The sequence below is a fragment of the Microcystis sp. M179S2 genome (genome assembly GCF_020245805.1).
GTDB classification, from domain to species: Bacteria; Cyanobacteriota; Cyanobacteriia; order Cyanobacteriales; family Microcystaceae; genus Microcystis; species Microcystis aeruginosa.
Window position 1 is genome coordinate 1 of sequence record NZ_JADBUE010000271.1, and the last position, 21,249, is coordinate 21,249.

Below are 21,249 nucleotides of genomic sequence, written 5' to 3' on the forward strand. Positions count from 1 at the left end.
TAGCTCTCTTATGGGGTAAGCCTTCAAGCGATCGCTAACTAACAGAAACCCGAAATTTGAGTTTTTATTAGAAAAAAAGTTAGCGATCACTTGTCAACCAAGGGTTTCAGAATCTGGATTCGGTCAGGGATTTCCGAAAGTTCCAGAAGAGCGATAACACATCTTGCTAATCCTTTTGCCGCTCTCAACCCTAGCTAAGTAATTATGCCAGTTAAGAAAGCGGCACGCTTAACCTTTCCCTAACCCATAAATTGCTATATATTTTAATTGTGTGAGGAGTGAGAAGAAAGCAAAGTCCTTGGGGTCGAAACACGGCAAGACTCCCGAGGGCTTTTCCATGTCTAGGGAACAGTTGTCAGTCATGAACCAGCCTCAAGAGCGAGAACCTTTTGCCAGTTTAGTTTTATATCATCTCTTTAAATGGTCGATCGTTAGCCCAACCCTACACGGCTATTTTCGCGGTCGCGTTTACGGAGTGGAAAATGTCCCCCGGCGTCATCCTCTGATTATCGTCTGCAATCACGCCAGTTACTTCGATCCACCCCTATTATCCTGTGCCGTGCGTCGTCCCGTAGCTTATATGGCTAAAGAAGAATTATTTACCATCCCGATTTTAAAACAGGCGATCGCTCTTTATGGGGCCTATCCCGTCAAACGCGGCAGTGGTGATCGGGGGGCAATTCGGGCGGCGATGGGAGCATTAGCGGCGGGCTGGGCAGTGGGAGTGTTTCTGGAGGGAACGCGCACCGAGGACGGATTGATCCATCAACCAAAACTAGGCGCGGCGATGATTGCCGCTAAAGCGGGAGTTCCTCTGTTACCCGTCAGTTTGTGGGGGACAGAAAAGATTTTTCAAAAAGGTTCTTCTTTTCCCCATAGTATCCCCTTAACTATTCGCATCGGGCAAGTGCTGCCGCCACCGATTTCTAACAAAAGAGAAGCTTTACAGGCAGTTACCGAGCGCTGTGCCGAAATTATTAACGGATTACACGCCCTCGGACGCTAAATCGACCTTTTAAACAGGATTTAGTCAGCTAAGACGCATTTTAACCGCCTATCCTTAGATTAGCTAAATCTCTCCCCCCCTTGTCCTAGGGCTGTTTCATTCTCCCATCAGAATATCAAAAGTAAAAGCGATCACTGTCTTTGTAAAATGAGAAGTGACCGGCAACTTTTAAATATATGTTGAGCTTGATAGAAAAACTAAAACAAGTCAAGGACTTTCGGAAAGATAAAGGAAAAAGACCCCCTTTTTAGCGCGACGGGAGCGTCAATAGATTTCTTTCCCCTACACTTTGAAGTGGGGAATGTGGGTTAAAATTGGCATAACTCGACCATCGCCTCGACCATGTTCTTTTTTGTCCTCGGCTTCAATCTAGGCTTAACTTTATTTAATTGCTTTCTAGTCTGGAAATTGTGGCAATTGCGGCGGATTTTAGGGCGAGTGACCAAAATTTTAAACCGGGTGGAACGACGTTTACACCACATTTTTTACCCCGCCCCCGAATATATTGTCATCGCTGGGGCGAAAACCTATTATCTCAGACAAAACTATCAACGTCTCTGCGGACAGATACAGATACTGCAATCCCTATTCTTGACCTTCTCCCTGATTATCCGTTACTGGCAGCGTCAACCCCGTCAACGCCGTCGCCTGTGGTCGCTACAATTGAGCAAAATCTCTAGCAATCAAGCAGCTGACAGCGAGCGCCAGCCAAAGTAATACACAAGTACGAGTTAAATTCAAAGCCTGTTCGACGGTTTTGACGGTAATCGGGTTGAGGTTATCGCCCAATAAAGGTTTTTCCACAATCTGGCCTCGATATTGATTTTTACCCCCCAATTGCACCCCCAAAATCGCCCCATAGACGCATTCACTCCAACCAGAATTAGGACTAGGATCCCGACGGGCATCGCGCCAACAAATGCTTAAAACCCGCCCCGGCCGGCCCGAAATTAGGGCGAGAGTTAATACCGTCAAACGACAGGGTAGCCATGTCAAAACATCCTCGCTTTTGGCACTAAACCAACCCATATGGGTGTAGGGTGGCCGACGATAGCCAATCATCGAATCGAGGGTACTAGCGGCTTTATAAGCGCAAGCGAGGGGAACTGGCCCCACCCCCAGAAAAGCACCGAGAAGGGCATAAAAAAGCGGCGCGGTAACTCCATCCACACCATTTTCACTGACGGTTTCTAATAGGGCGCGGAGGATTTCTTCCCGGCCGAGATTATCTGTGTCGCGACCAACGTATAAACTTAGTTGGCAACGAGCTAAGGTGATATTTTCAGCTTGTAAAGGTGCGATGACTGTTTCGGCAGCCCTGCGTAAACTTCTACCGGCTAAACAACTAGCCAAGAGAATCACTTGTACTAGGCAACTCAACAGCAAATTGACCTGACCTAACCATTGGATTCCTAGCCAAGTTAAGACCCCGGCCAAGATAATTAAACCTAGTCCCAGAATTATGCCCGCTAAACGTTGGCGAATTTTTTCCCGCGTCCAATTAAGGATAACTTTTGTGGCAACGGCAATAATCGCCCCCATCACCTGCACTGGATGAATCCATCCCCAAGGATCGCCGACCAGATAATCTAAAACCGCCCCTAATACTAAAATGATCGCCGTTGCCGCTTCCTTCACAATTACTACCTTTTCCCATCGATATCCCGAATTTTCTCAATATTGTCTTCCCAGTTAGCCCCATCAAAGAACTGGAGCTGAAAATCGCCTAAGACATTGCCCTCCAAACAGCGCAGGTTTATATCTATAGCGTCAGGATGGGAGCGGGGACGATAGAAAGGATGAATACCACAAACACGACAAAAATAATGTTGGGCCCTGTGGGTATTAAATGTATAGGTACTTAAGAAATCTTCACCGCTTAGGAGGGTAAATTGTGCTGAAGGAACAATCAGATGCAGAAAGCCTTTTTTCTGACAAATCGAACAATTACAGTCTAGAGCCTGATCATGCTTGATCGCCACTTGAAAACGGATCGCTCCACAGTGACAACCCCCCCCATAAATCTTTGCTTGTGTTGTTGCTGTCATAACTTCTAAACTACTAAACAATAAAGCTGGTTTCCTCTCCCCTAGCGGCAATCCAGCTACGGGCATCGTAGTATAAATCGGCTAAGGTAATCTTCCCTAGGGCCTCTTTTAATTTCTCGTGTAGGTGTTTCCAGATAGTAAATGTCACCCAATCTTCTGCCTGTTCGTCCCTGGGATGATAGCCTGATAATGGCTCGATCGTCTCTCCCACTGCCTCCAGAATTTGCCCCAACGAGATCCGATTTGCCGGCCTGGCCAATTGATAACCCCCTTGCGCTCCCCGAAAGGAGCGAACTAACCCCGCTCGTCGCATTTCTATCAGCAATTTCTCTAGATAAGCAGCCGGGATATCTTGACGCAGGGCGATCGATTTTACCGAGACGGGAGTTCCTCTAGGTTGTAAACTAAGATCCAGCAAGGCTTTAACACTATAGTGACCCCTAGTTGTTAGCTTCATTATCCCTCATTTTTACCTCTTTATCTCTATCCTACCCCCTGCCCTCATTGATGACAGAAAGGCTAACCTCCCTTCCCTCAGCATCTCGATCAACATTGATAAATTCTGTTAAGATTTCGATCGAGAGATAGAGTGTAATCAATTACAATCAATTTCCTCAAGCAAGTGATAATTTTTAGTTTATACCGTGTAAGATGAGTGTAGAGATCAATCGTAACCCGATTGTTTCTGGTCAGGGGGAGCAATTCTCCTCGACTAGCCTTGATGACCCTAACCTTTACTTATCTGCCGCGAACTTAAATGAACAAAACTACTAATCCAGAACCCCTGACTGGCCTCGAACTAATTGAGAAAGTTAAACAGCTAGGCAACCTCAGCAAAGAGGAAAAAGCTCGGGAATGCGGCTACTATACCATGACAAAAAATGGTATTGAACGCGTTAATATGATGAAATTTCTCAATGCTTTAATCGATGCCGAGGGAATTGACTTAGATAGCAGTGCCAATGGTCATGGACGAGGTGGGCGCTCGGCCAGCTACCGGATCAGTGTCCAATCCAATAATAATCTCCTAATCGGTTCGGCCTACACCAAAAAAATGGGACTCAAACCGGGAGATGAATTTGAAATTACTTTGGGGAGAAAACATATTCATCTCAAGCAAGTTGGTGCCAGCGACGACGACGAATAGCAATAATTAAGGAGAGAGCCGTTTAACTCTCTCCTTGCCATTAGATAAGCTCTTGTCCATTGAAACTGGGTATTTTATCCTCAATCAGTCTTTAAGCATCTAGATCAAAGACTCCGTTCGATATGTCCGGTTAATTTTGTCCTATTAACCGCGTGTAATATACCTCTCCAGAAATCAGGCTAGAAGCCCGATCCATCAAGCTAAAATCTTCATTATTGGAGATGTCTAATGCAGCGACTAGAAAAATTGGCATCTCCTGGGGTGCTAATTAGGAATTCTCCGCTTCTTTGGAGACAATCCAGAAAGCGTGGATAATGCCGGGGACATAACCGATTAAAGTTAAGATGATGTTATTGACATCCTCACCGCCGTAAACGGACGGTGATTCCTCACCACGCCACCTTTTTAGGATGGTCGTTGAATGGGGTTGACGCTTCACAGGATGCTGCTACCTTAGCGGTAGTCTTACACTTTCTCCACGTCCGTTTTGAGTGTCCGAATGCCCTCCGGCCACTTTGAACAAGTCGAAAAAATCTCATGTTCAACCTTATTTCCTAGAAAGTTTTACTCGTTCAAGGCCGAATTTGAAGTCTTTTCTGAACGAAACCCCCTACTATCTGTGGTCAAGGTTCGGTTTTTAGCTTGGTTATCGCTTTTTGCATTGTAGCTTAAAGCCGTCCTAAAAGGACGGGGTTTTCAACCCAAATTTTCGATAACAAAGTCTAAACTCAGTCCCGTAGTCAAAAATACGGCTAAGGGCGGCAAAAAAAACGCACAAACTAGGCGAAGAAACATTGCTTGTACCTCAAAAAGACTTTAGTGAATCTTAATTCTATATTAAGCTTGCTCTCCTTAAAGTTGCCATAAAATGGGGGTAATTGCGAAAAAATTAAGGAAAAATTTATGATCGGCCTTCTTTTAAATATTCTTGCCACTGCCCTTAGTTTATTAGTGGTTGATATTATCTTCCCCGGTGTTAAAGTCGATAGCTTTATTGTGGCCATGGTTGCGGGGGCAGTTATCGGTTTAGTCAACGGACTGGTTAAACCGATTCTAGGGCTGCTTTCCCTACCGATTACTATTCTCACCCTCGGTGGCTTTATCCTTGTTCTCAATGGCTTTTGTTTCTGGTTAGCCTCGATCCTCGTCCCGGGATTCGCAGTTAAGGGTTTAGTGGCTTTTATCGGTGCGCCAATCGTCCTCTCTCTGGTCAACACCCCCTTAAATAAATACTTCGCCGAAAAAGGTTCCAGCGAAGTACCACAATAGTCAGTGACCAGTTATCAGTTATCAGTACCTTTACTATAACACCTTTGAGCCAAAAATCGGCTCTTCGGTAGATACTATACTGGAGACGGTTTGTGAATCTTACAAGTCTTATCCATCAAGAGTTTCAGAATCATAATCACCCCGTCTGCATAAGTCTGCATAATAAGTGCCGAAGAACCCAAAAATCATACCTTCGGGCAGAAAAAGGCCAAAAATAAATACTTCGCCGAAAAGGGTTTCAGCGAAGTACCACAATAGTCAGTGACCAGTTATCAGTTATCAGTGTCTTTAGTATAACACCCTTTTTCGATCAGTGCAAGACTTTTTTCAAATTTTAGGCCAAGAATTTTGGACCCAAACCGACTTTCGGCGCGTACACCGCCCGATCGCCCAATTCTGCTTCGATGCGTAACAAGCGATTATACTTAGCCACCCGTTCACTGCGACTGAGAGAACCAGTTTTAATCTGTCCGGCATTAGTAGCCACCGCCAGATCTGCGATCGTGGTGTCTTCCGTTTCTCCGGAACGATGACTGATGACAGAACGATAACCGTGACGGGTAGCCAGGGCGATCGTTTGTAGGGTTTCCGTCAAAGAACCGATCTGATTGAGTTTAATCAGGATCGAGTTAGCAATACCCAGATCGATCGCTTTTTGCAGACGGATGGGATTAGTCACCATCAAATCATCGCCCACCAACTGAATCCGCGCCCCCAGTTTATCGGTCAATAATTTCCAATTATCCCAATCTTCCTCGTGTAAACCGTCTTCAATAGAAACAATCGGATAGCGATCGACTAAACTGGCCAAAAAATCCACCATTTCGGCGGGAGAATGGGCCGAACCATCGTAGAGGTATTGACCATCCTTATAGAATTCACTGGCGGCCACATCCATAGCCAAAGCCACCTCCGACCCCGGTTTATAACCAGCACGTTCGATCGATTCAATCAAAATATCCAAAGCTTCCTGATTTGAAGCCAAATTAGGAGCATAACCGCCCTCATCGCCCACACCGGTCAGTAATTTGCGTTCGTGCAAGGCCTTACCCAAAGCGGCGAATACTTCCGCTCCCCAACGCAAACCCTCCTTAAAAGAATCGGCCCCGATGGGGAAGATCATAAACTCCTGAAAATCGACGTTATTATCAGCGTGAGAACCACCATTGATCACGTTCATCATCGGGACGGGTAGTACATTGGCCATCGGACCTGCGAGATAACGATAGAGAGGCAAGCCCAGATCCGCCGCCGCTGCTTTGGCCGTAGCCAGAGAGACGGCTAGGATAGCATTAGCCCCTAATTCTCGTTTATTGGCCGTGCCATCGCGATGGATCATAGCTAAATCGATACTAGCTTGGTCGAAAGCATTCATCCCCTCCAAAACCGGGACGATTTTTTCGTGGACATTGCGAACCGCTTTCAGGACACCCTTACCACCGTAACGCTGGGGATCATCATCGCGCAATTCGTGGGCTTCAAAACTACCCGTAGAAGCGCCACTGGGAACCTGGGCCAAACCCATCGCCCCCGATTCTAACAGCACTTCCGCTTCGATAGTGGGACGGCCGCGGGAATCTAGAATCTCCCTAGCTGCGATCGCTTCGATGGGAACTTCGATTTTATCTAACATAACTTATCGTCTCCAACTCAATTTACGGGGTAATTTCGGCTGATTACTAATTGCCTAAAGGGAAATCCACGTTGACAATCTGCTTTTGATCATCAAAAACGAGGATTAAAGTATCCGTCAGTTTTTCAAATTGAATCGTCACCAACACCAGAGCCACACCGTCTGTATCCGAACCTTTTCTGACCTGAGTTCCCACGATCCGACGCACGGGACCAGTACGCTTAAGTAAATTCTCCCAAGCGCCTTGTACTCTGGTAGGGAAAACCTCAGCTTTCAGGAAAGGGTGTAAAAAACCTCGGGCCAGGCCGTAGTCTTTGTTGACCAAGGACGTGACAAAAGCATCGCCAATCTCAGAAATACTACGAAATTCGGGAAAATCGGCGGCAATTACCTGACCAGACCGGTTAAAGGTAATTACCACATCTTCAGTGAGTTTCTCAAATTCAACGGTGACAATCACCAAATTGGCATTGATAGCATCGAGTAGCTTGCTTTTGACAATGCGCTTAAACGGTCCAGTATTGTCAGTGACTTGGCTTTCCCAGACCTTTTGCAGTTTTTCGGCAGTCCAGAGGGGTTTTAGTTGGGGTGACAAAGCTGCAATAACTTTGTCGTATTGTTTAGTTCCCAACCATTCTACTAACTGCCGAGCTTGCTTTTCTTCTCGGACGGGATCACCAATAGCGATCGCATTCGGCTCTAGGTTCGCCTGTACCGGTGAAGCGCTGAACGCGGTCCAAGGCAGGGAAAAACCAATTAAACACAAAGAGAGAATCGATACCCGTTTCGCTAATGAAAGCCGCATCATTTCAGCTATTGCTCCGCAAATAAATAACGTTTTTCCACTTGACGATTGAATTGATGCCATTGTTCATTAGTTAAAGCATTCAACATCGGTCGATCGAGCAATATCTCTCCTCTTGTTATACTGGTTTAACGATTAAGACTACCGCGGAACGCGCTTGCACCCGATAGGTTTCCGATTCAATAGCGGCTGCGGCATCTAAATCACAGGCTGCCTCGGACAATTGCCAAGCAGTATCGATGACGCGATGCCATTTTTCCCCTTGTCCCAAGGGGGGTAACTGGAAGTTGAGAGATTCCCAGTAAGCGTTCAGCATAATGTGTAAATACTCGTTCGCCTTGGGATGACGCAGGGAAAAAGCTAAACTGTGGGAATCTTCCGACCAATCGGGTTTACTCAACTGTACGCCATGCCAACTGAGATGGGGTTCAAGACTGGTATAGGTGACTTCTAGCAATTTTTCTTGACGGAAAAGAGCTAATTTTTGATTAAAATCGATCAATCTCCTTACGAAACACCAAAGATCGAACTCTTGCTCTACCGCACTCCAATCGAACCAACTTAACTGGTTATCCTGACAATAGGCGTTATTGTTGCCCTTTTGGGTGCGTCGCACTTCGTCCCCCATCAACAGCATAGGTGTTCCTTGGGAAATAAACAGGATCGTTAAGAGATTTTTTATTTGTTGCAGTCGCAGGGTTTTAATCCTCTCGTTATTGGTTTCCCCTTCTACCCCACAATTCCAGCTAAAATTATCGTTGCAACCGTCCCGATTCTCCTCGCCGTTAGCCTCGTTGTGTTTCTCGTCGTAGGACACTAGATCGTTAAGGGTAAAGCCGTCGTGACAGGTAACAAAATTTATACTTCTATTGACATCGGTATCGGGTCTGTGGTATATGTCGGGGCTTCCTAAAATCCGCGCCGCTAATTTGCTGACTATGCCGGTATCTCCCCGGACAAAAGCGCGCACATCATCGCGAAAAGGACCATTCCACTCGGAAAACCAATCGGCAAATTCGACAAATTGACCGACACTATACAATCCTGCCGCATCCCAAGCTTCGGCGATTAATTTTGTGCCGGCTAAGACCGGATCCGATTCGATCGCCCAGATCATGTTATAACCTTTTTGCAGAATCGGTTCCCCGTCCACATTGCGCGATAATACGGCCGCCAGGTCAAAGCGAAAACCATCGACGTGCATTTCCGACACCCAATAGCGCAAACAATCGAGAATCATTTTGCCAACAATGGGATGACTGCCCTTGAGGGTGTTACCACAGCCGGTATAGTTGCTATAGAGGCTTTTATCTTCAGCATCGAGGATGTAGTAGGTGCGATTATCGATACCTTTCAAGGAAAGAGTCGGCCCGGTTTCGTCCCCCTCGGCGGTATGATTGAAAACCACATCGAGAATCACTTCGATCCCCGCTTTGTGTAAAGCTTTCACCAGATCGCGAAATTCATTCAAAGGACCCAGGGGTGAGCGATCGCTACTGTAACCAGCATGGGGCGCAAAAAAGCCGATCGTGCTATAACCCCAATAGTTAGTTAACCCCGGCATAGCGGCAGCGGGATCAAAGTAATGAATCGGTAACAATTCCACGGCAGTAATGCCTAGGTTGGTCAAATAGGGTATTTTTTCGATTAATCCCGCAAAAGTACCTCTTTTTTCCTCGCTAACGCCAGAATTCGGGTTACGAGTAAAACCACCGACGTGCATTTCGTAGATCAAACTGGCAGAGTAGGGAGTGCGTAGCGGTGCGTCATCTTCCCAATCGTAGCAGCCCGGATCCACTACCAGACCCCGCAAAGCTCGATGACAATTATCGCCTTTTTCGCTGGCAGCTTGTCGATCATAAATTTCCGCACCGACAATCGCTTTCGCATAGGGATCGAGAACTACTTTATCAGGATCGAAGCGATGACCCTGGGCCGGATTATCCGGACCATAGACTCGATAAGCATACACTTGACCGACTCCAATGCCGTGAACCAAAATATGCCAATAGAAAAAGGTGCGGTTTGTTTGCGGGGTGAGGAGAATAGTCCGGCTAGGTACGGGAGAATTAGTATCATCAAATAATAATAATTCTATGGCAGTGGCATACTTAGAAAATAGTGAGAAGTTGACACCATCGGCCAAGACAGTCGCACCGACGGGATGGCTTTTACCGTGATCGGTTTTTAAGGTCATTGTCAAGAGATAAGAAGTGATTAGGAGTAGTATAAGATTATTCGGCGTTGCTGAATCAAGGGATGAATGCCAACTGTGTGTCCTATCCAAAAGTTAGTTGGGGTCTAGGTTTTAAAAATCTCACAAAATAAGATTCAGAACTCACATCAGTAAAGCCAGATTTTCATGGAGATGGCGTGATTAATTTCTAAGACCTTGCCCTATTCAATAAAGCTCTCAATTTTCCGAGCAATCAAGAAAACAATTAGAGGAGTTGTAAATGGCCTTTCCCGAAGATTTTAGGCTTGATTAAGCCAATTGATTAAGTCAGCTTGACTGTCAAAGTCTAGCAATGCTTCTCCTAAGTCTTCTAATTTTTCTACTGAGAGTTTTTGGATAGTTTCGGTGATATGCGGGGGCAATTCACCAAAACGTCGTTTAAGTAAGCGTAGCACTAACTTGGATGCTTCTTTTTGAAGTCCGATAGCTTCTCCTTGTTGAATCCCTTCGATTCTACCCTTTTGAATCGCTGCTTCTCTATCTTGTTCATATAAAGGGGCTAAACGCATAATAAATTTCCTCTCCTCTTGGGTTCTTTTTGGTAAGGCTTGCAAGTTCCTACTCAAATTGTATAATAATTTTAAGGAAGCTGATTTGAAAGGATGATGAGGAGACAAGGCCTCTAATTCATCAATCGCTCTGGTTCTAGTTCCTCCTCTGCCTAATAATCTTAACCAAAGGGTTTCAGGGGTTTCAGGTAATTGATGCAGGACAATAATGGCTGTGGTTAATGCTGGGGGTAAAAAGTAAATTCCTTCTCCCCAATCTGGATGATTGAGAGCGGAAAAAGCAGTTATAATCCTCTGACTGGCCGTAGGAGTTAGTATCCATAGTCTAGGGATATTTTCTGCTAATAAGGGTTGTTGATGACGGTGAGCTTCTCTTTGTAATTGTTCCCGCACAGTCAACAGTTTAGATAAACAAGCGAGAATTCCCTCAATCGTGACAGGATTGCGATGGGGTTCCAATAAACAAGGGGTTTGAACTAATCGACCCAATAAACCTAATTCGGGCGGCATTTCTGGGGAATTCGGTCGAAAATACACATCGATTTCTTGAGTTTTTGCCGTCACATCAAGGCTGGTTTTCACGTCACCGGAAGAAGAGAGAAAGGTTTCGAGGTAGTCTTTCACTAAATTTATCCCAAAGAAAGCGAGTCAAGGCTGAAGTGATTCAATCAATGATGATGGTTATTTTATCATCTTCAAAGCCTATTTATTAGGTCAGCCAATTAATTAAGTCAGCTTGAGTCTCAAAGTCTAGTAATGCTTCTCCTAAGTCTTCTAATTGTTCAACGGCTAGTTTTTGGATAGTTTCAGTGATATGCGGGGGCAGTTCACCAAAACGTCGGTTAAGTAAGCGTAGCACTAGGTTGGCTTCTCCTTTTTGAAGTCCGATAGCTTCTCCTTGTTGAATAGCTTTTTCTCTATCTTGTTCGTATAAAGGGGCTAAACGCATAATAAATTTCCTCTCCTCTTGGGTTCTTTTTGGTAAGGCTTGCAAGTTCCTACTCAAATTGTATAATAACTTTAAGGAAGCTGATTTGAAAGGATGATTAGAAGATAATGCCTCTAATTCATCAATCGCTCTGCTTCTGGTTCCTCCTCTACCTAATAATCTTAACCAAAGGGTTTCAGGGGTTTCAGGTAATTGATGTAGGACAATAAGGGATGTGGTTAATGCTGGAGGTAAAAAATAAATTCCTTCTCCCCAATCTGGGTTATTGAGAGCGGAAAAAGCAGTTATAATTCTTTGACTGGCCGTAGGAGTTAGTATCCATAGTCTAGGAATATTTTCTGCTAATAAGGGTTGTTGATGACGGTGAGCTTCTCTTTGTAATTGTTCCCGCACAGTCAACAGTTTAGATAAACAAGCGAGAATTCCCTCAATCGTGACAGGATTGCGATAGGGTTCCAATAGACAAGGGGTTTGAGCTAATTTGCCCAATAGGCCTAATTCGGGCGGTATTTCTGGGGAAGTCGGTCGAAAATACACATCGATTTCTTGAGTTTCTGCCGTCACATCAAGGCTAGTTTTCACGTCACCGGAAGAAGCGAGAAAAGTTTCGAGGTAATCTTTACTAAATTTGTCCCAAAGAAAGCGAGTCAAGGCTGAAGTGATTCAATCGATGATCAGGGTTATTTTATCATTTTAAAAGCCTGATTGGAAAAATTAGCAGCATTGCAGCTTTAGTTACAGATTTTTCCTAGTTTTTGCGCTATAACTGAAAGGTTAATCAGCAAAAAACGCGCTCGACGAATGAAACCGCAAATCATCGTCTGTGGATTAGGTCGCACGGGTTATAAAATCTTTTGTTTACTCAAACAACAATCTGCGGCAGTAGTAGCGATTAGCGATCGCCAAATGGTCTGCGAATACCAGTCTGATATTATTATCGGCGATCCCTGCTCTCCTAAAACTCTCCTGCAAGCTGGTCTCCCGGATGCAGAAACCCTAGTTTTGGCCATCGATAACGACGCACTCAATCTGGAAATTCTCACCCGCGCAAGGATAATTAACCCGAAAATTCGGATAGTTAACCGACTATTTAACGAAACTTTAGGAGAAAGACTCGATCAAACCCTCCCTGCTCACGTTAGCATGAGCGTTGCTTCCCTAGCGGCTCCGATCTTTTCCTTTGCTGCCCTTGGTAATAAAGCTATCGGTCAATTACAGCTATTCGATCGCCTTTGGCCAATTCAAGAGATAATTATCGAGGAAAATCATCCTTGGTGGGGATTACCCCTCTACGAACTTTGGGACGATCCGGCCCGGATGTTAATCTATTATCTCCCCGCTCACGACGAAATCGATCTGGTTTCCGCAGTTCTTTTAGGCAAAAAACTCCAAACTGGCGATCATCTGATTATCGGCAATAAACCGACAATTAAGGCAAAACAGCGTTTTAAACTGCAAAAGTGGCTGAGAAATCTGCTCAATCTCCGTCCCTATCAGCACTATGTCCAACCGGTAATTATTGTCACCCTTTCCCTCCTGGGGATGATTTCCCTTGCTACCATTACCTATCTCAGCGTTAATCAAAAAATTTCCCTTGTCGATTCCCTTTATTTTTCCGTCGGGATGATTACCGGCGCCGGAGGTAACGAAAAAGTGGCCGAATCTACCCCCGATAGTATCAAAATTTTTACCGTGGTCATGATGATTGTCGGTGCGGGGGTTATCGGTATCTGTTATGCTCTCCTCAACGATTTTATTCTCGGTAGTCGCTTTAAGCAGTTTTGGGATGCTACCCGCATTCCCGTCCGCAATCATCACATTATCTGTGGTTTAGGAGGTATCGGCACCCGGATCGTGCGACAATTGCACGACCAAGGCTGTGAAGTGGTGGTGATCGAATCGGACCCCAATAATCGATTTTTGCATTCCGTGCGCTCCTGGGGAATCCCCGTTATCATCGAGGATGCGCGTCTAGTGGCTACCCTAGAAACCGCTAATATTAACAACGCCGAATCTTTGATCGTGGTTACTTACGAGGATATGATTAATGTGGAGATTGCCCTCACTGCTAAAGCGATCGCTCCTAAAATTAATCTAGTTTTACGCTGCTCTCAGGAACAATTCGGGCGATCGATTCAAGAGGTTTTTGATTTTGATACGGTATTATGTCCCCGGGATCTGGCTACCTATTCCTTCGCCGCGGCCGCTTTGGGCGGTAGAATTCTCGGTAATGGCATGACCGATGATCTCCTCTGGGTTGCTTTAGCCACATTAATCACACCTAATCATCCTTTTATGGGGCAAATTGTCAAGGAAGCGGCGATGAATGCCGATTTTGTGCCACTTTACCTAGAAAAACAGGGTCAAACTATCCACGGTTGGCAATTACTGGAAATCACTCTCGATCAAGGTGATATTCTTTATCTAACTATGCCGGCTATGCGTTTACAACAGGTTTGGCAAAATACTTCCCTAACTATTCCCCAATCTTTCCCCGATTTAAAATGATTTCTGGTCTTAATTATCTGAGCAAAGCTAGTTATCGCTGTATCTTGAGTTTAGGCAGTGCCGGCAGTATTTTAAGTCTCGCTAGTGCCAGCAGCATTTTAAGTCTGGTTAGTATCGGCAGTATGCTCAGTATTGGCAGTGTCGGCAGTATTCTTAGTATTGGCAGTGTCGGCAGTATTCTCAGTGTCGGCAGTGTCGGCAGTATATTTGGCATCTTTCAATATCATTCTCTGCCTAACCATCCTGAGTAGGTCTAATGAACTACTCCTCACCGCTTCTTTGTCGATGGCGGTTTTTTGAGTTTAAACTGTGGGGCGATCGCTTTTTATTCAATCAGAATAGAAAGGTTATTAATCGGATTAAGGGATTTATGAGGCTGCGGCAAAACTAACGCGACGATAAATTTCTAGCAAGGGAAGTTCAACGTTTAAACTCTCCAGAGGGATTATTTGACTAAGTTGATCGTAGGTTTGTAGTTGCCAGCGATCGCTCTGTGCGAGTCTAAAATATTGCTCAATGTAGGGTTCAGTTTGGCTAACGAGCAGATATTCACAAAAACTTGGCAGGGAACGATATTTTCTAAATTTATCACCTCGATCATATGCTTCCGTGGCGGGGGAAAGCACCTCTACAATAAATAAAGGATTAAGAATTTCGTCTTTGCGATCGCCGTTAAATTCCGGTTCATGGTTAACAACCATGAGATCGGTATAGGTTCCACAATGATATTCAGGAATCCACACCCGCAGATCGCTGTTATAGAGACGAAAATCCCTATCTCTCAATAAAAATCCCAAAAAAACCGAGATATTGATCGCGATTGCGCTGTGGGTTGCGGTTCCTCCAGGCATAAGAATCATTTCTCCATGGCAATATTCATAACGTTCCTGAGAAGTTTCAGCGATCGCCCGATATGCTTCCAAAGTGACAGGGGTTTTGGTGACTGTCGCAATAGTTGGTTTTTCTTGAGCGATAATCATCTTTGTCTTTCTCCGATATTCTATTAATTAATTTTATGGTTATTTTTTAGGGATTGTGGGGAAGCGATCGCTTTTTATCAAAATAGAATTAGAACGGCGATCGCAGTTTTTCTGAGGTGAGAGAGAAAAATTTTTTAAGAGCGAACTATCGTTAATTTGATTGTATGTATTATAATTGAGTCGTTAAATTTAACCAAAATACTATACTGTCCTCATCGAGGTTATTGTTGATGAAATCAGAGTATGATCTCGCTAATATGAAAAGTCGTCCTAATCCTTTTGCTCAACAACTCAAGCGGCAGGTCACTTTACCTTTAAGGATTGATGTCATTGATTTCTTTGAAAAAAAAGCAAAAGAAAAAGGAATTTCTTATCAGGAATTAATTGATTTATATCTTCAGGATTGTGTGACAAACGACCGAGAACTCACTTTTTAGCGATCGCTTTTTATGAAAACAAAATAGAAAAAGCGATCGTCTTGTGATCATCAGTTAATAAAACAATTAATGAAACAATAAAGTTCGGGGTCAGGTATTCAGGTTTGCTAATTGTTCCTGAATATTAGCTTGAGTAGAGAGTTTTTCGGATTTTTCCCATAGATCCTTGAAGATACTTTTATCTGTCTTGACAACTCTTGTTTGATAGGAAATATAACCTGATTCTGTTTGACCATTCATAGTTCTTCTCGCTGTAAAAGAATTTCTGGGAACAGATAAGTTTTCGCTAATCAATAGGTTGGTATCATCCCAACGATAGCCTTCAACATCTTTGGCTTTTTCCTGACAAATACAAGCAACTTCTATGCCAGAGTTAAGTTGTTCCTGAATCACCTGTAAATGCTTTGGAGTCGGAACTTCAGGAAGAATAAAGACTCGTTGAATAGAAATCCCTCTTTTGATTAGTTCTTGGTTAACTTCCCAGAATTTTTGACCGGGAGGATTATCCCACCAGATGGAATCTGTCATGGAGTGAACAGCCAAGATTCGAGATTGACTTTTAGGATCAATGTGTTTGAGTAGTTGAGCAACCTTTTCTAAACGGGATTCGCCAATAATTTCAATGTTAATTTCAGGCATAATTGTGTTAGTCAAAATTGTGCCATCAAGGAGGGTTAGATTATTTTCATCTAATTTAACATCGGTCAAGTTAGCTCCCGTTAGATTAGCTTTGCTCAAATTGGCTCTTGTTAAATCAGCTTTGCTCAAATTGGCATGACTTAAATCGGCTCCTGTTAAATCAGCATTAGTTAAATTAACCCCCGAAAGATTAGCCTGACTGAAGTTACATCCCATCAATTTTGCATCGGAAAGATTGCCTAGGGTATCCATTAAATCGACTTGGCTGAAATTCAGTCCCCGAAAATCTCGTTCGCCAATTTTGTGCAAATATGTCAATTCTTTTGTGCTATGAATATCGGGGTGATATTCCTTGGGTGCATAAACGGCAATCATCGCTTTGACGTAGGCGAAAAAATAAGCCTTGAGAATATTTTCATGGGTGTGGATGGTAATCACTTTTTTACCATCATACTCGACCACCACCTTGACAGTTACGTCTCCTTGTTGACCTTCTTTTAAGTTGGCCAAATAGACAGATTTAAGGTGATGTTTAATTTCAACTAAATGAGCTAGAGCCTCATTAAAAGCAGTAAAAAGTGCATCTACTGAACCTTTTTTAAAGGCCGATTCAGTGTAACGCTCTTGGTTTTTTGTATTACATAGGATAACTGTCGCAGCAGTTAAATTGTTGTTAGCACAAAGAATTTCAAAGTTCTCAATTTTCCAGCCTTGAAAAAGCAAAAGATTATCTTCAAAGAATAAGTTGTGTTGAGGCTCGTTTTCTAAAAGCTGATTGAGTTTTACTTTCTCATGTTCCATGGCAGCTTTACCGAGATTTTTGAGAGTTCTTTCGATAGAAGCTGGCGAGGTATCTTCCCCTAAAGACTGTAAGAATAGGGAAGGGGAACCCACAAAAGGATATCCACTGGCAATGAATTCTCGATCTCTGATGGTGATAATACCTGCTACGCTATACTTTCTGGCAATCTCAACTTGAATTGCCGTTTTTAAGTTAACGTTAGGATATTTTTCTAGGTCAATTTCTTTCAAGTCAACTTGACCGACGTTAATCTTACTCAGAAGTTCAATGATCGAACGATTGGCATATTCTTGAGATTTAAGATTTTTGATATTATGCCAAATTTTGATTAATCCTATTTCGCCAATGTAAGGATTAATTTTCCCCTCTAAAACAAGTCCCATAACCCTAGTAGCTTCCCTGTTAAGAGTCGTCTGATTTCGTAATAAAAACTCTTCGATTAGATCAGCATCAATTAAGACTTTCGGAGCTTGAGAAGTATTTTCTTGGGATTGAAATATTGCTAGATTTTTGAGAAAAAAGTCAATATCTACATCAGAGTGAGCAGCAATTTTGTACGAAATTTTATGCAAACTAAGCTTAATTTCGTATTTAAAAAAATCGTCAGAATCTACATAATTGCCCAAATTTAAAAGCGTTTTTATTACTTGAAGCTCAGAGATTTGAGTTGCTTGAGATTCAGGATAGTATTGTCCTATTTTTCTGATAATCCCCGCCCGGCGATCTCTATCCTGTTCATTTTTTAGTTGAGCTAACAATACCAATACATCACTTGTGTCAAGATGGGGACTGGCCAATTTTGTTACGTCCAATAAGTTTTCAGTTTTCATTTGAAATTAATCTCCTCAAAAATGCGCTAGTTTTCAGTGGTCTGATTCTGTACTAATTTTGTCTGAGGCAGATCGTTCTAATTCCGAATTCTCTACGTATCTGCTTGTCAAAATATCGTTAATGACGCAATAACCTTTCTTGAAAAGAATTCTTCTTAGAGAAGTAATTCCCACACGCTCACTTTCATCTAAATCAAGGTAAAGTTTAAGATAGGATCCTAGATTTTTGTTGAAATCCGTGTTTAGATTTTTTTGGCTATGATTGAACATTTCAGCCAAATCATCCGCACAAAAAAGACCTGTAGCCGCCAGATAGAAAATAATTTTGTATTTTGCAGATAGGAATTCGATTTCTGCCAACAAAGCTTGTAGCTTGGCTATATCCAAACCACAGTCTCTTGCCAGATTTTGGGCATCGCATAGTGATGGTGCCATAGAAGTCTCTCTCCTTCGGTTGGGGTGATCCTCGATCTTAAGGTAATCAACATAGCTGTATTTGTAGTCACCGATACTTTTTCAAAGTGTATTGCAATAATAACCGGAGAGTTATATTGCTTCTGAGATAGTTCCATAAAACCAAAAGAGAAATCAACCAACAATTATTGCAAGACCCAAAATCTGGTAGAGGTTTGGTTTCCAAATCCAGAAACTACAAGGCTTGGCAACCAATCCCCTACAGAGAATGACAAGAACTCAATCCCCAAAAAACTTCCCTTATATCGCCAATTCTCGACACGGAATTCTATCCTCCCGAATCATCGTAGCCATCTCATAGGTAAAAATATCTAAGTGTCCCCCTTCAGGAGCCTCAAAGCAAAAATCTTCGCCCACGTCAACGACTTGCTCCCGCCATTTTACTATCAAGTCAAAGTTATTTTTGAGAATAGCCATTTTTCCCGTGTCGTTTACATATACACAGTTGATAATTGCTTGATTAACAGTTGCATTCGACATACCATTCCGCTCCATTTCTGCAATACGGGATGAACCTTATGTATGTAAGATAATTCAAAATTCTGGAATTGAAAACCAATAATTATTGCAAAGTTAAACCAACAATTGTTGCATATTTAAATCTCAAATATTATGCAACTTTTGTAGGTTGATAGCCAATAATTTACTTGTACAATGAGGGACAAACTTGAAATAAGAGGAGGCCAGTATGTCGCCGAGTCAAAAAGTTAAAGTTCTCCTAATATCTTCCACTCTTGTCGTTCAATTGACTGCCCCTCCAATGGTTGCCATCCCCTACACAACCTCAGCGTGGCTAATCACGGAACTGTTGCCAAGAAAAAATTGATGAGCCTAGATTACTAAAGCTACAATCTGGTAAGCATTTGGTTTCCAAAACTATAAAATTAAAAGCCAATAATTATTGCAAGCTCAAGCCAACAATTGTTGCATCTTTAAACCAATAATTATTGCAAAAAATGATATATTTCTCTACAAAAAAAACAACAATAATTGGTTGAGTTATTTATTGAGAGCGTTGAAAATAATATAAAAAGGTGGTATTGCTACCACCCATCAAACTAAGTTTTTGTGATTTTTATGTTACTACAAAATTGTTCATCTTCGGATACTCGTGAACAAATTCACGAAAAGACTGGGTTTCTGCCAGAATCTTGGGTTACTTGGTTAGTCGCTAAACCTCGCACAGGACAAGCGACACGCCGAAAAACAGCAGGGGAAGAAATCTCTCTAACCTTTTTACTTTTTGCCTTTGGTCTTCTCATCAGCAATTATGCCTTTGTAGATAACGCCCACCTGTGGGCAATTCCCATTAGTCAAGTCTGTTTGCTCTCATCTTTACGGATGCAACGGCTAACCATTATGCACGCTTGCTCTCATAATGCTGTTTTTGCCAATCCTTTTTGGAATGAAGTGTTAGGGGAATTCATTTCAATTCTTACTCTCTCCATGCCTTTTAATAGTTACAAGAAAAAGCATTGCGAAACTCACCATTCCAAAGGATTAATGCGCCCCGGTGATGAAACCTTTGAGTTTTTTTACAAAGCGGGTTTCCGTCCAGAGATGAGTCCGCAGCAAGCATCGCAACACTTAACTAAGCTTATTTTTTCTGCGACTTTCCACTGCCGTCAATTTGGCGATCGCCTAAAAGGGACGTTTTCTTCAACGGACGCAAAACACAACTGGCTGGCTGTCGGTTTTTGGCTCTCGATTTTAAGTTTAGTGATCATTACCCATACTTGGGCCGGGTTTTTATTAGTGTTTGTTCCGACTCTGAGCGTGTTTTTCGAGATCAGTAGCGTACTACGCCAGTGTGTAGAACATAGATTTGCTAAGAAAACTGGCGAAATGACCTCTGCTATTTTTTGTTGCGAAGAGCCGGCTGTTTTCAATGATTTTGACCCCTTTTGGGTCAAATTTTGGGGAGAAACCCGTTGGTGGCTCCGGCTGTTTTTCTACCATTTACCCGTGCGACTGCTGATCCTGACGGGCGATAGTCCAGTACATGACTACCACCACCGACGACCGGCAAGCGATTGGGTAAATGCCCACAGCGATCGCCAAGCGGAAGTAGAAGCGGGTGTTTATTATTCCCACTCCTGGGGATTAGTAGAAGCCATCAACAAAACCTTTGAATCTTTAAGCAAAATGCCACCCCACTAAATTGAGGCTTGAGGGAGATAGTTACAAATGGCTTATCTCCCCAATTTTTTTTGGTTGACATTATCGGTAAGCGTCATTATCTCCGTTGCAACAATTGTTGGCTACAAATGGAGATCGGGATTATAATAAGAATTGTTGGTTGTTAAGAACTAAATTTCTTATTAGCTTAAAAATGTTAGAATCCATACAAAAAACACAATCTCCTTTAGCTTTGGCCTCTGCGTTGGAGGCTGCCATTAAACGAGGCGAAGAAGCGAAGAAGCGGTTCCTATCTAAGCAAGGCGGAACCTTAACCAGCGCTGAGGTTTGTCGTGTTTTAGCCTGTAGTTCTTTGGAATTAGAAACTATGAGGCTCAATCATCGGGTCTTAGGTTTATCTGTCAACGAGGAATTAGTTTATCCCGCTTGGCAATTTGTTGATGGCAAAGTTTTGTCAGGTTTAGACCAAGTGTTAGCCGTTTTAAAAGAAGACGGTGCTTGGACACAAATGCTCTTTCTGCTCACGGGTGATATTCGTTTAGAGGGAGCAACCCCGCTAGAAAAACTCCAAAAGGGAGAAATCGAGCCAGTGGTTTTGGCCGCTAAGTGCTACGGGAGTCATAGCGCGGCGTAATGGGTTTGCCTCCTTCTGTTTGTGGGTTAGTACGTTTGAGAATTAGTTCACCAATTTTATCTTGAATGTCGGGGTGAAGACCGTTCGGCTGATCTCACGGCCGAAGCCCTCGCTTTTAGCGACGGGATGAAACCCCGACCAGTATAAAACAGCACTTCGACAAGCTCAGTGACACGAAGCACGACATTTCGACACATTTCGACA

At 43.2% G+C, this 21,249-nt stretch carries 23 protein-coding genes; 9 read left to right on the top strand and 14 right to left on the bottom strand.

What is annotated here, in order from left to right; translation table 11 throughout:
• The first annotated feature begins 337 nt into the window (after nucleotides 1–337).
• The gene (locus IM500_RS16355; protein ID WP_190720660.1) at nucleotides 338–1,006 is read left to right on the top strand and encodes a lysophospholipid acyltransferase family protein; all 669 of its coding nucleotides are present in this window, start codon (nucleotides 338–340) and stop codon (nucleotides 1,004–1,006) included.
• A gap of 342 nt (nucleotides 1,007–1,348) precedes the next feature.
• A complete protein-coding gene (locus IM500_RS16360; protein ID WP_190720662.1) occupies nucleotides 1,349–1,723 on the top strand; it encodes a hypothetical protein in 375 nt (124 codons plus the stop codon).
• Here IM500_RS16360 and cbiB read toward each other — a convergent pair.
• From cbiB to IM500_RS16375, 3 genes are read right to left on the bottom strand one after another with little or no spacing between them, the layout of a single operon-like run.
• The gene (gene cbiB / locus IM500_RS16365; RefSeq protein WP_190720665.1) at nucleotides 1,664–2,644 is read right to left on the bottom strand and encodes an adenosylcobinamide-phosphate synthase CbiB; all 981 of its coding nucleotides are present in this window, start codon (nucleotides 2,642–2,644) and stop codon (nucleotides 1,664–1,666) included. The two genes, IM500_RS16360 and cbiB, sit on opposite strands and share 60 nt — an antisense overlap.
• Nucleotides 2,645–2,649: 5 nt before the next feature.
• Nucleotides 2,650–3,120: a GFA family protein gene (locus tag IM500_RS16370; protein WP_190720668.1), complete on the bottom strand. Its 471-nt coding sequence runs from the start codon at nucleotides 3,118–3,120 to the stop codon at nucleotides 2,650–2,652.
• Nucleotides 3,068–3,511 (bottom strand): Rrf2 family transcriptional regulator, encoded by a 444-nt coding sequence (locus tag IM500_RS16375; RefSeq protein WP_002783777.1) that lies wholly within the window; start codon nucleotides 3,509–3,511, stop codon nucleotides 3,068–3,070. The genes IM500_RS16370 and IM500_RS16375 overlap by 53 nt, the downstream gene beginning before the upstream one ends.
• 300 nt (nucleotides 3,512–3,811) lie before the next feature.
• On the opposite strand from IM500_RS16375, the gene IM500_RS16380 reads away from it, so the two are divergent.
• The gene (locus tag IM500_RS16380) at nucleotides 3,812–4,201 is read left to right on the top strand and encodes an AbrB family transcriptional regulator (protein WP_002798186.1); all 390 of its coding nucleotides are present in this window, start codon (nucleotides 3,812–3,814) and stop codon (nucleotides 4,199–4,201) included.
• A gap of 268 nt (nucleotides 4,202–4,469) precedes the next feature.
• On the opposite strand, the gene IM500_RS16385 is transcribed toward IM500_RS16380, so the two are convergent.
• Both IM500_RS16385 and IM500_RS16390 read right to left on the bottom strand, forming a co-directional pair.
• Nucleotides 4,470–4,640, bottom strand: coding sequence for a YqaE/Pmp3 family membrane protein (locus tag IM500_RS16385; RefSeq protein WP_287739013.1), 171 nt, complete (start codon nucleotides 4,638–4,640; stop codon nucleotides 4,470–4,472).
• Between the two features lie 257 nt (nucleotides 4,641–4,897).
• Nucleotides 4,898–4,996 (bottom strand): YqaE/Pmp3 family membrane protein, encoded by a 99-nt coding sequence (locus IM500_RS16390; protein WP_190720671.1) that lies wholly within the window; start codon nucleotides 4,994–4,996, stop codon nucleotides 4,898–4,900.
• A 108-nt stretch (nucleotides 4,997–5,104) separates the two neighbouring features.
• Between IM500_RS16390 and IM500_RS16395 the strand changes: the two genes are divergently transcribed.
• Entirely contained in the window at nucleotides 5,105–5,470 is a 366-nt protein-coding gene (locus tag IM500_RS16395; RefSeq protein WP_190720674.1) for a phage holin family protein, read from the top strand.
• A 334-nt stretch (nucleotides 5,471–5,804) separates the two neighbouring features.
• Here IM500_RS16395 and eno read toward each other — a convergent pair whose 3' ends face one another.
• The 5 genes from eno to IM500_RS16420 all read right to left on the bottom strand — a co-directional run bounded on the left by eno (nucleotide 5,805) and on the right by IM500_RS16420 (nucleotide 12,253).
• Complete coding sequence (gene eno, locus IM500_RS16400) at nucleotides 5,805–7,103, bottom strand: phosphopyruvate hydratase (RefSeq protein ID WP_190720677.1); 1,299 nt, start codon at nucleotides 7,101–7,103, stop codon at nucleotides 5,805–5,807.
• Nucleotides 7,104–7,149: 46 nt separating this feature from the next.
• The gene (locus tag IM500_RS16405) at nucleotides 7,150–7,911 is read right to left on the bottom strand and encodes a DUF3887 domain-containing protein (RefSeq protein ID WP_287739016.1); all 762 of its coding nucleotides are present in this window, start codon (nucleotides 7,909–7,911) and stop codon (nucleotides 7,150–7,152) included.
• 115 nt (nucleotides 7,912–8,026) lie between these two features.
• Nucleotides 8,027–10,105, bottom strand: a complete 2,079-nt coding sequence (gene glgX, locus IM500_RS16410; RefSeq protein WP_287739017.1) for a glycogen debranching protein GlgX — start codon at nucleotides 10,103–10,105, stop codon at nucleotides 8,027–8,029.
• 278 nt (nucleotides 10,106–10,383) lie between these two features.
• Nucleotides 10,384–11,277, bottom strand: coding sequence for a DUF4351 domain-containing protein (locus IM500_RS16415; protein WP_287739018.1), 894 nt, complete (start codon nucleotides 11,275–11,277; stop codon nucleotides 10,384–10,386).
• An 85-nt stretch (nucleotides 11,278–11,362) separates the two neighbouring features.
• Nucleotides 11,363–12,253: a DUF4351 domain-containing protein gene (locus IM500_RS16420; protein WP_287739019.1), complete on the bottom strand. Its 891-nt coding sequence runs from the start codon at nucleotides 12,251–12,253 to the stop codon at nucleotides 11,363–11,365.
• A gap of 150 nt (nucleotides 12,254–12,403) precedes the next feature.
• On the opposite strand from IM500_RS16420, the gene IM500_RS16425 reads away from it, so the two are divergent.
• Together IM500_RS16425 and IM500_RS16430 are read left to right on the top strand one after the other, a co-directional pair.
• Nucleotides 12,404–14,110 carry a potassium channel family protein gene (locus IM500_RS16425; RefSeq protein WP_287739021.1) on the top strand — a complete coding sequence of 569 codons (1,707 nt, stop codon included), beginning with the start codon at nucleotides 12,404–12,406 and terminating at the stop codon, nucleotides 14,108–14,110.
• Nucleotides 14,107–14,361 (top strand): hypothetical protein, encoded by a 255-nt coding sequence (locus tag IM500_RS16430; protein ID WP_052277998.1) that lies wholly within the window; start codon nucleotides 14,107–14,109, stop codon nucleotides 14,359–14,361. The genes IM500_RS16425 and IM500_RS16430 overlap by 4 nt, the downstream gene beginning before the upstream one ends.
• Before the next feature lie 117 nt (nucleotides 14,362–14,478).
• Here IM500_RS16430 and IM500_RS16435 read toward each other — a convergent pair whose 3' ends face one another.
• The gene (locus IM500_RS16435; RefSeq protein ID WP_002802920.1) at nucleotides 14,479–15,090 is read right to left on the bottom strand and encodes a Uma2 family endonuclease; all 612 of its coding nucleotides are present in this window, start codon (nucleotides 15,088–15,090) and stop codon (nucleotides 14,479–14,481) included.
• Between the two features lie 230 nt (nucleotides 15,091–15,320).
• On the opposite strand from IM500_RS16435, the gene IM500_RS16440 reads away from it, so the two are divergent.
• Nucleotides 15,321–15,527 (top strand): UPF0223 family protein, encoded by a 207-nt coding sequence (locus IM500_RS16440; protein WP_002750139.1) that lies wholly within the window; start codon nucleotides 15,321–15,323, stop codon nucleotides 15,525–15,527.
• A gap of 90 nt (nucleotides 15,528–15,617) precedes the next feature.
• Here IM500_RS16440 and IM500_RS16445 read toward each other — a convergent pair whose 3' ends face one another.
• The 3 genes from IM500_RS16445 to IM500_RS16455 all read right to left on the bottom strand — a co-directional run bounded on the left by IM500_RS16445 (nucleotide 15,618) and on the right by IM500_RS16455 (nucleotide 18,752).
• The gene (locus IM500_RS16445; protein WP_287739022.1) at nucleotides 15,618–17,798 is read right to left on the bottom strand and encodes a pentapeptide repeat-containing protein; all 2,181 of its coding nucleotides are present in this window, start codon (nucleotides 17,796–17,798) and stop codon (nucleotides 15,618–15,620) included.
• 33 nt (nucleotides 17,799–17,831) lie between these two features.
• Nucleotides 17,832–18,233, bottom strand: a complete 402-nt coding sequence (locus IM500_RS16450; protein ID WP_287739024.1) for a hypothetical protein — start codon at nucleotides 18,231–18,233, stop codon at nucleotides 17,832–17,834.
• A 279-nt stretch (nucleotides 18,234–18,512) separates the two neighbouring features.
• A complete protein-coding gene (locus tag IM500_RS16455; RefSeq protein ID WP_190723151.1) occupies nucleotides 18,513–18,752 on the bottom strand; it encodes a DUF1830 domain-containing protein in 240 nt (79 codons plus the stop codon).
• A 597-nt stretch (nucleotides 18,753–19,349) separates the two neighbouring features.
• Here IM500_RS16455 and IM500_RS16460 point away from each other — a divergent pair.
• Together IM500_RS16460 and IM500_RS16465 are read left to right on the top strand one after the other, a co-directional pair.
• Nucleotides 19,350–20,432, top strand: coding sequence for a fatty acid desaturase (locus tag IM500_RS16460; protein WP_190723150.1), 1,083 nt, complete (start codon nucleotides 19,350–19,352; stop codon nucleotides 20,430–20,432).
• 172 nt (nucleotides 20,433–20,604) lie between these two features.
• Entirely contained in the window at nucleotides 20,605–21,045 is a 441-nt protein-coding gene (locus tag IM500_RS16465) for a hypothetical protein (protein ID WP_190723149.1), read from the top strand.
• Nucleotides 21,046–21,249 lie beyond the last annotated feature (204 nt).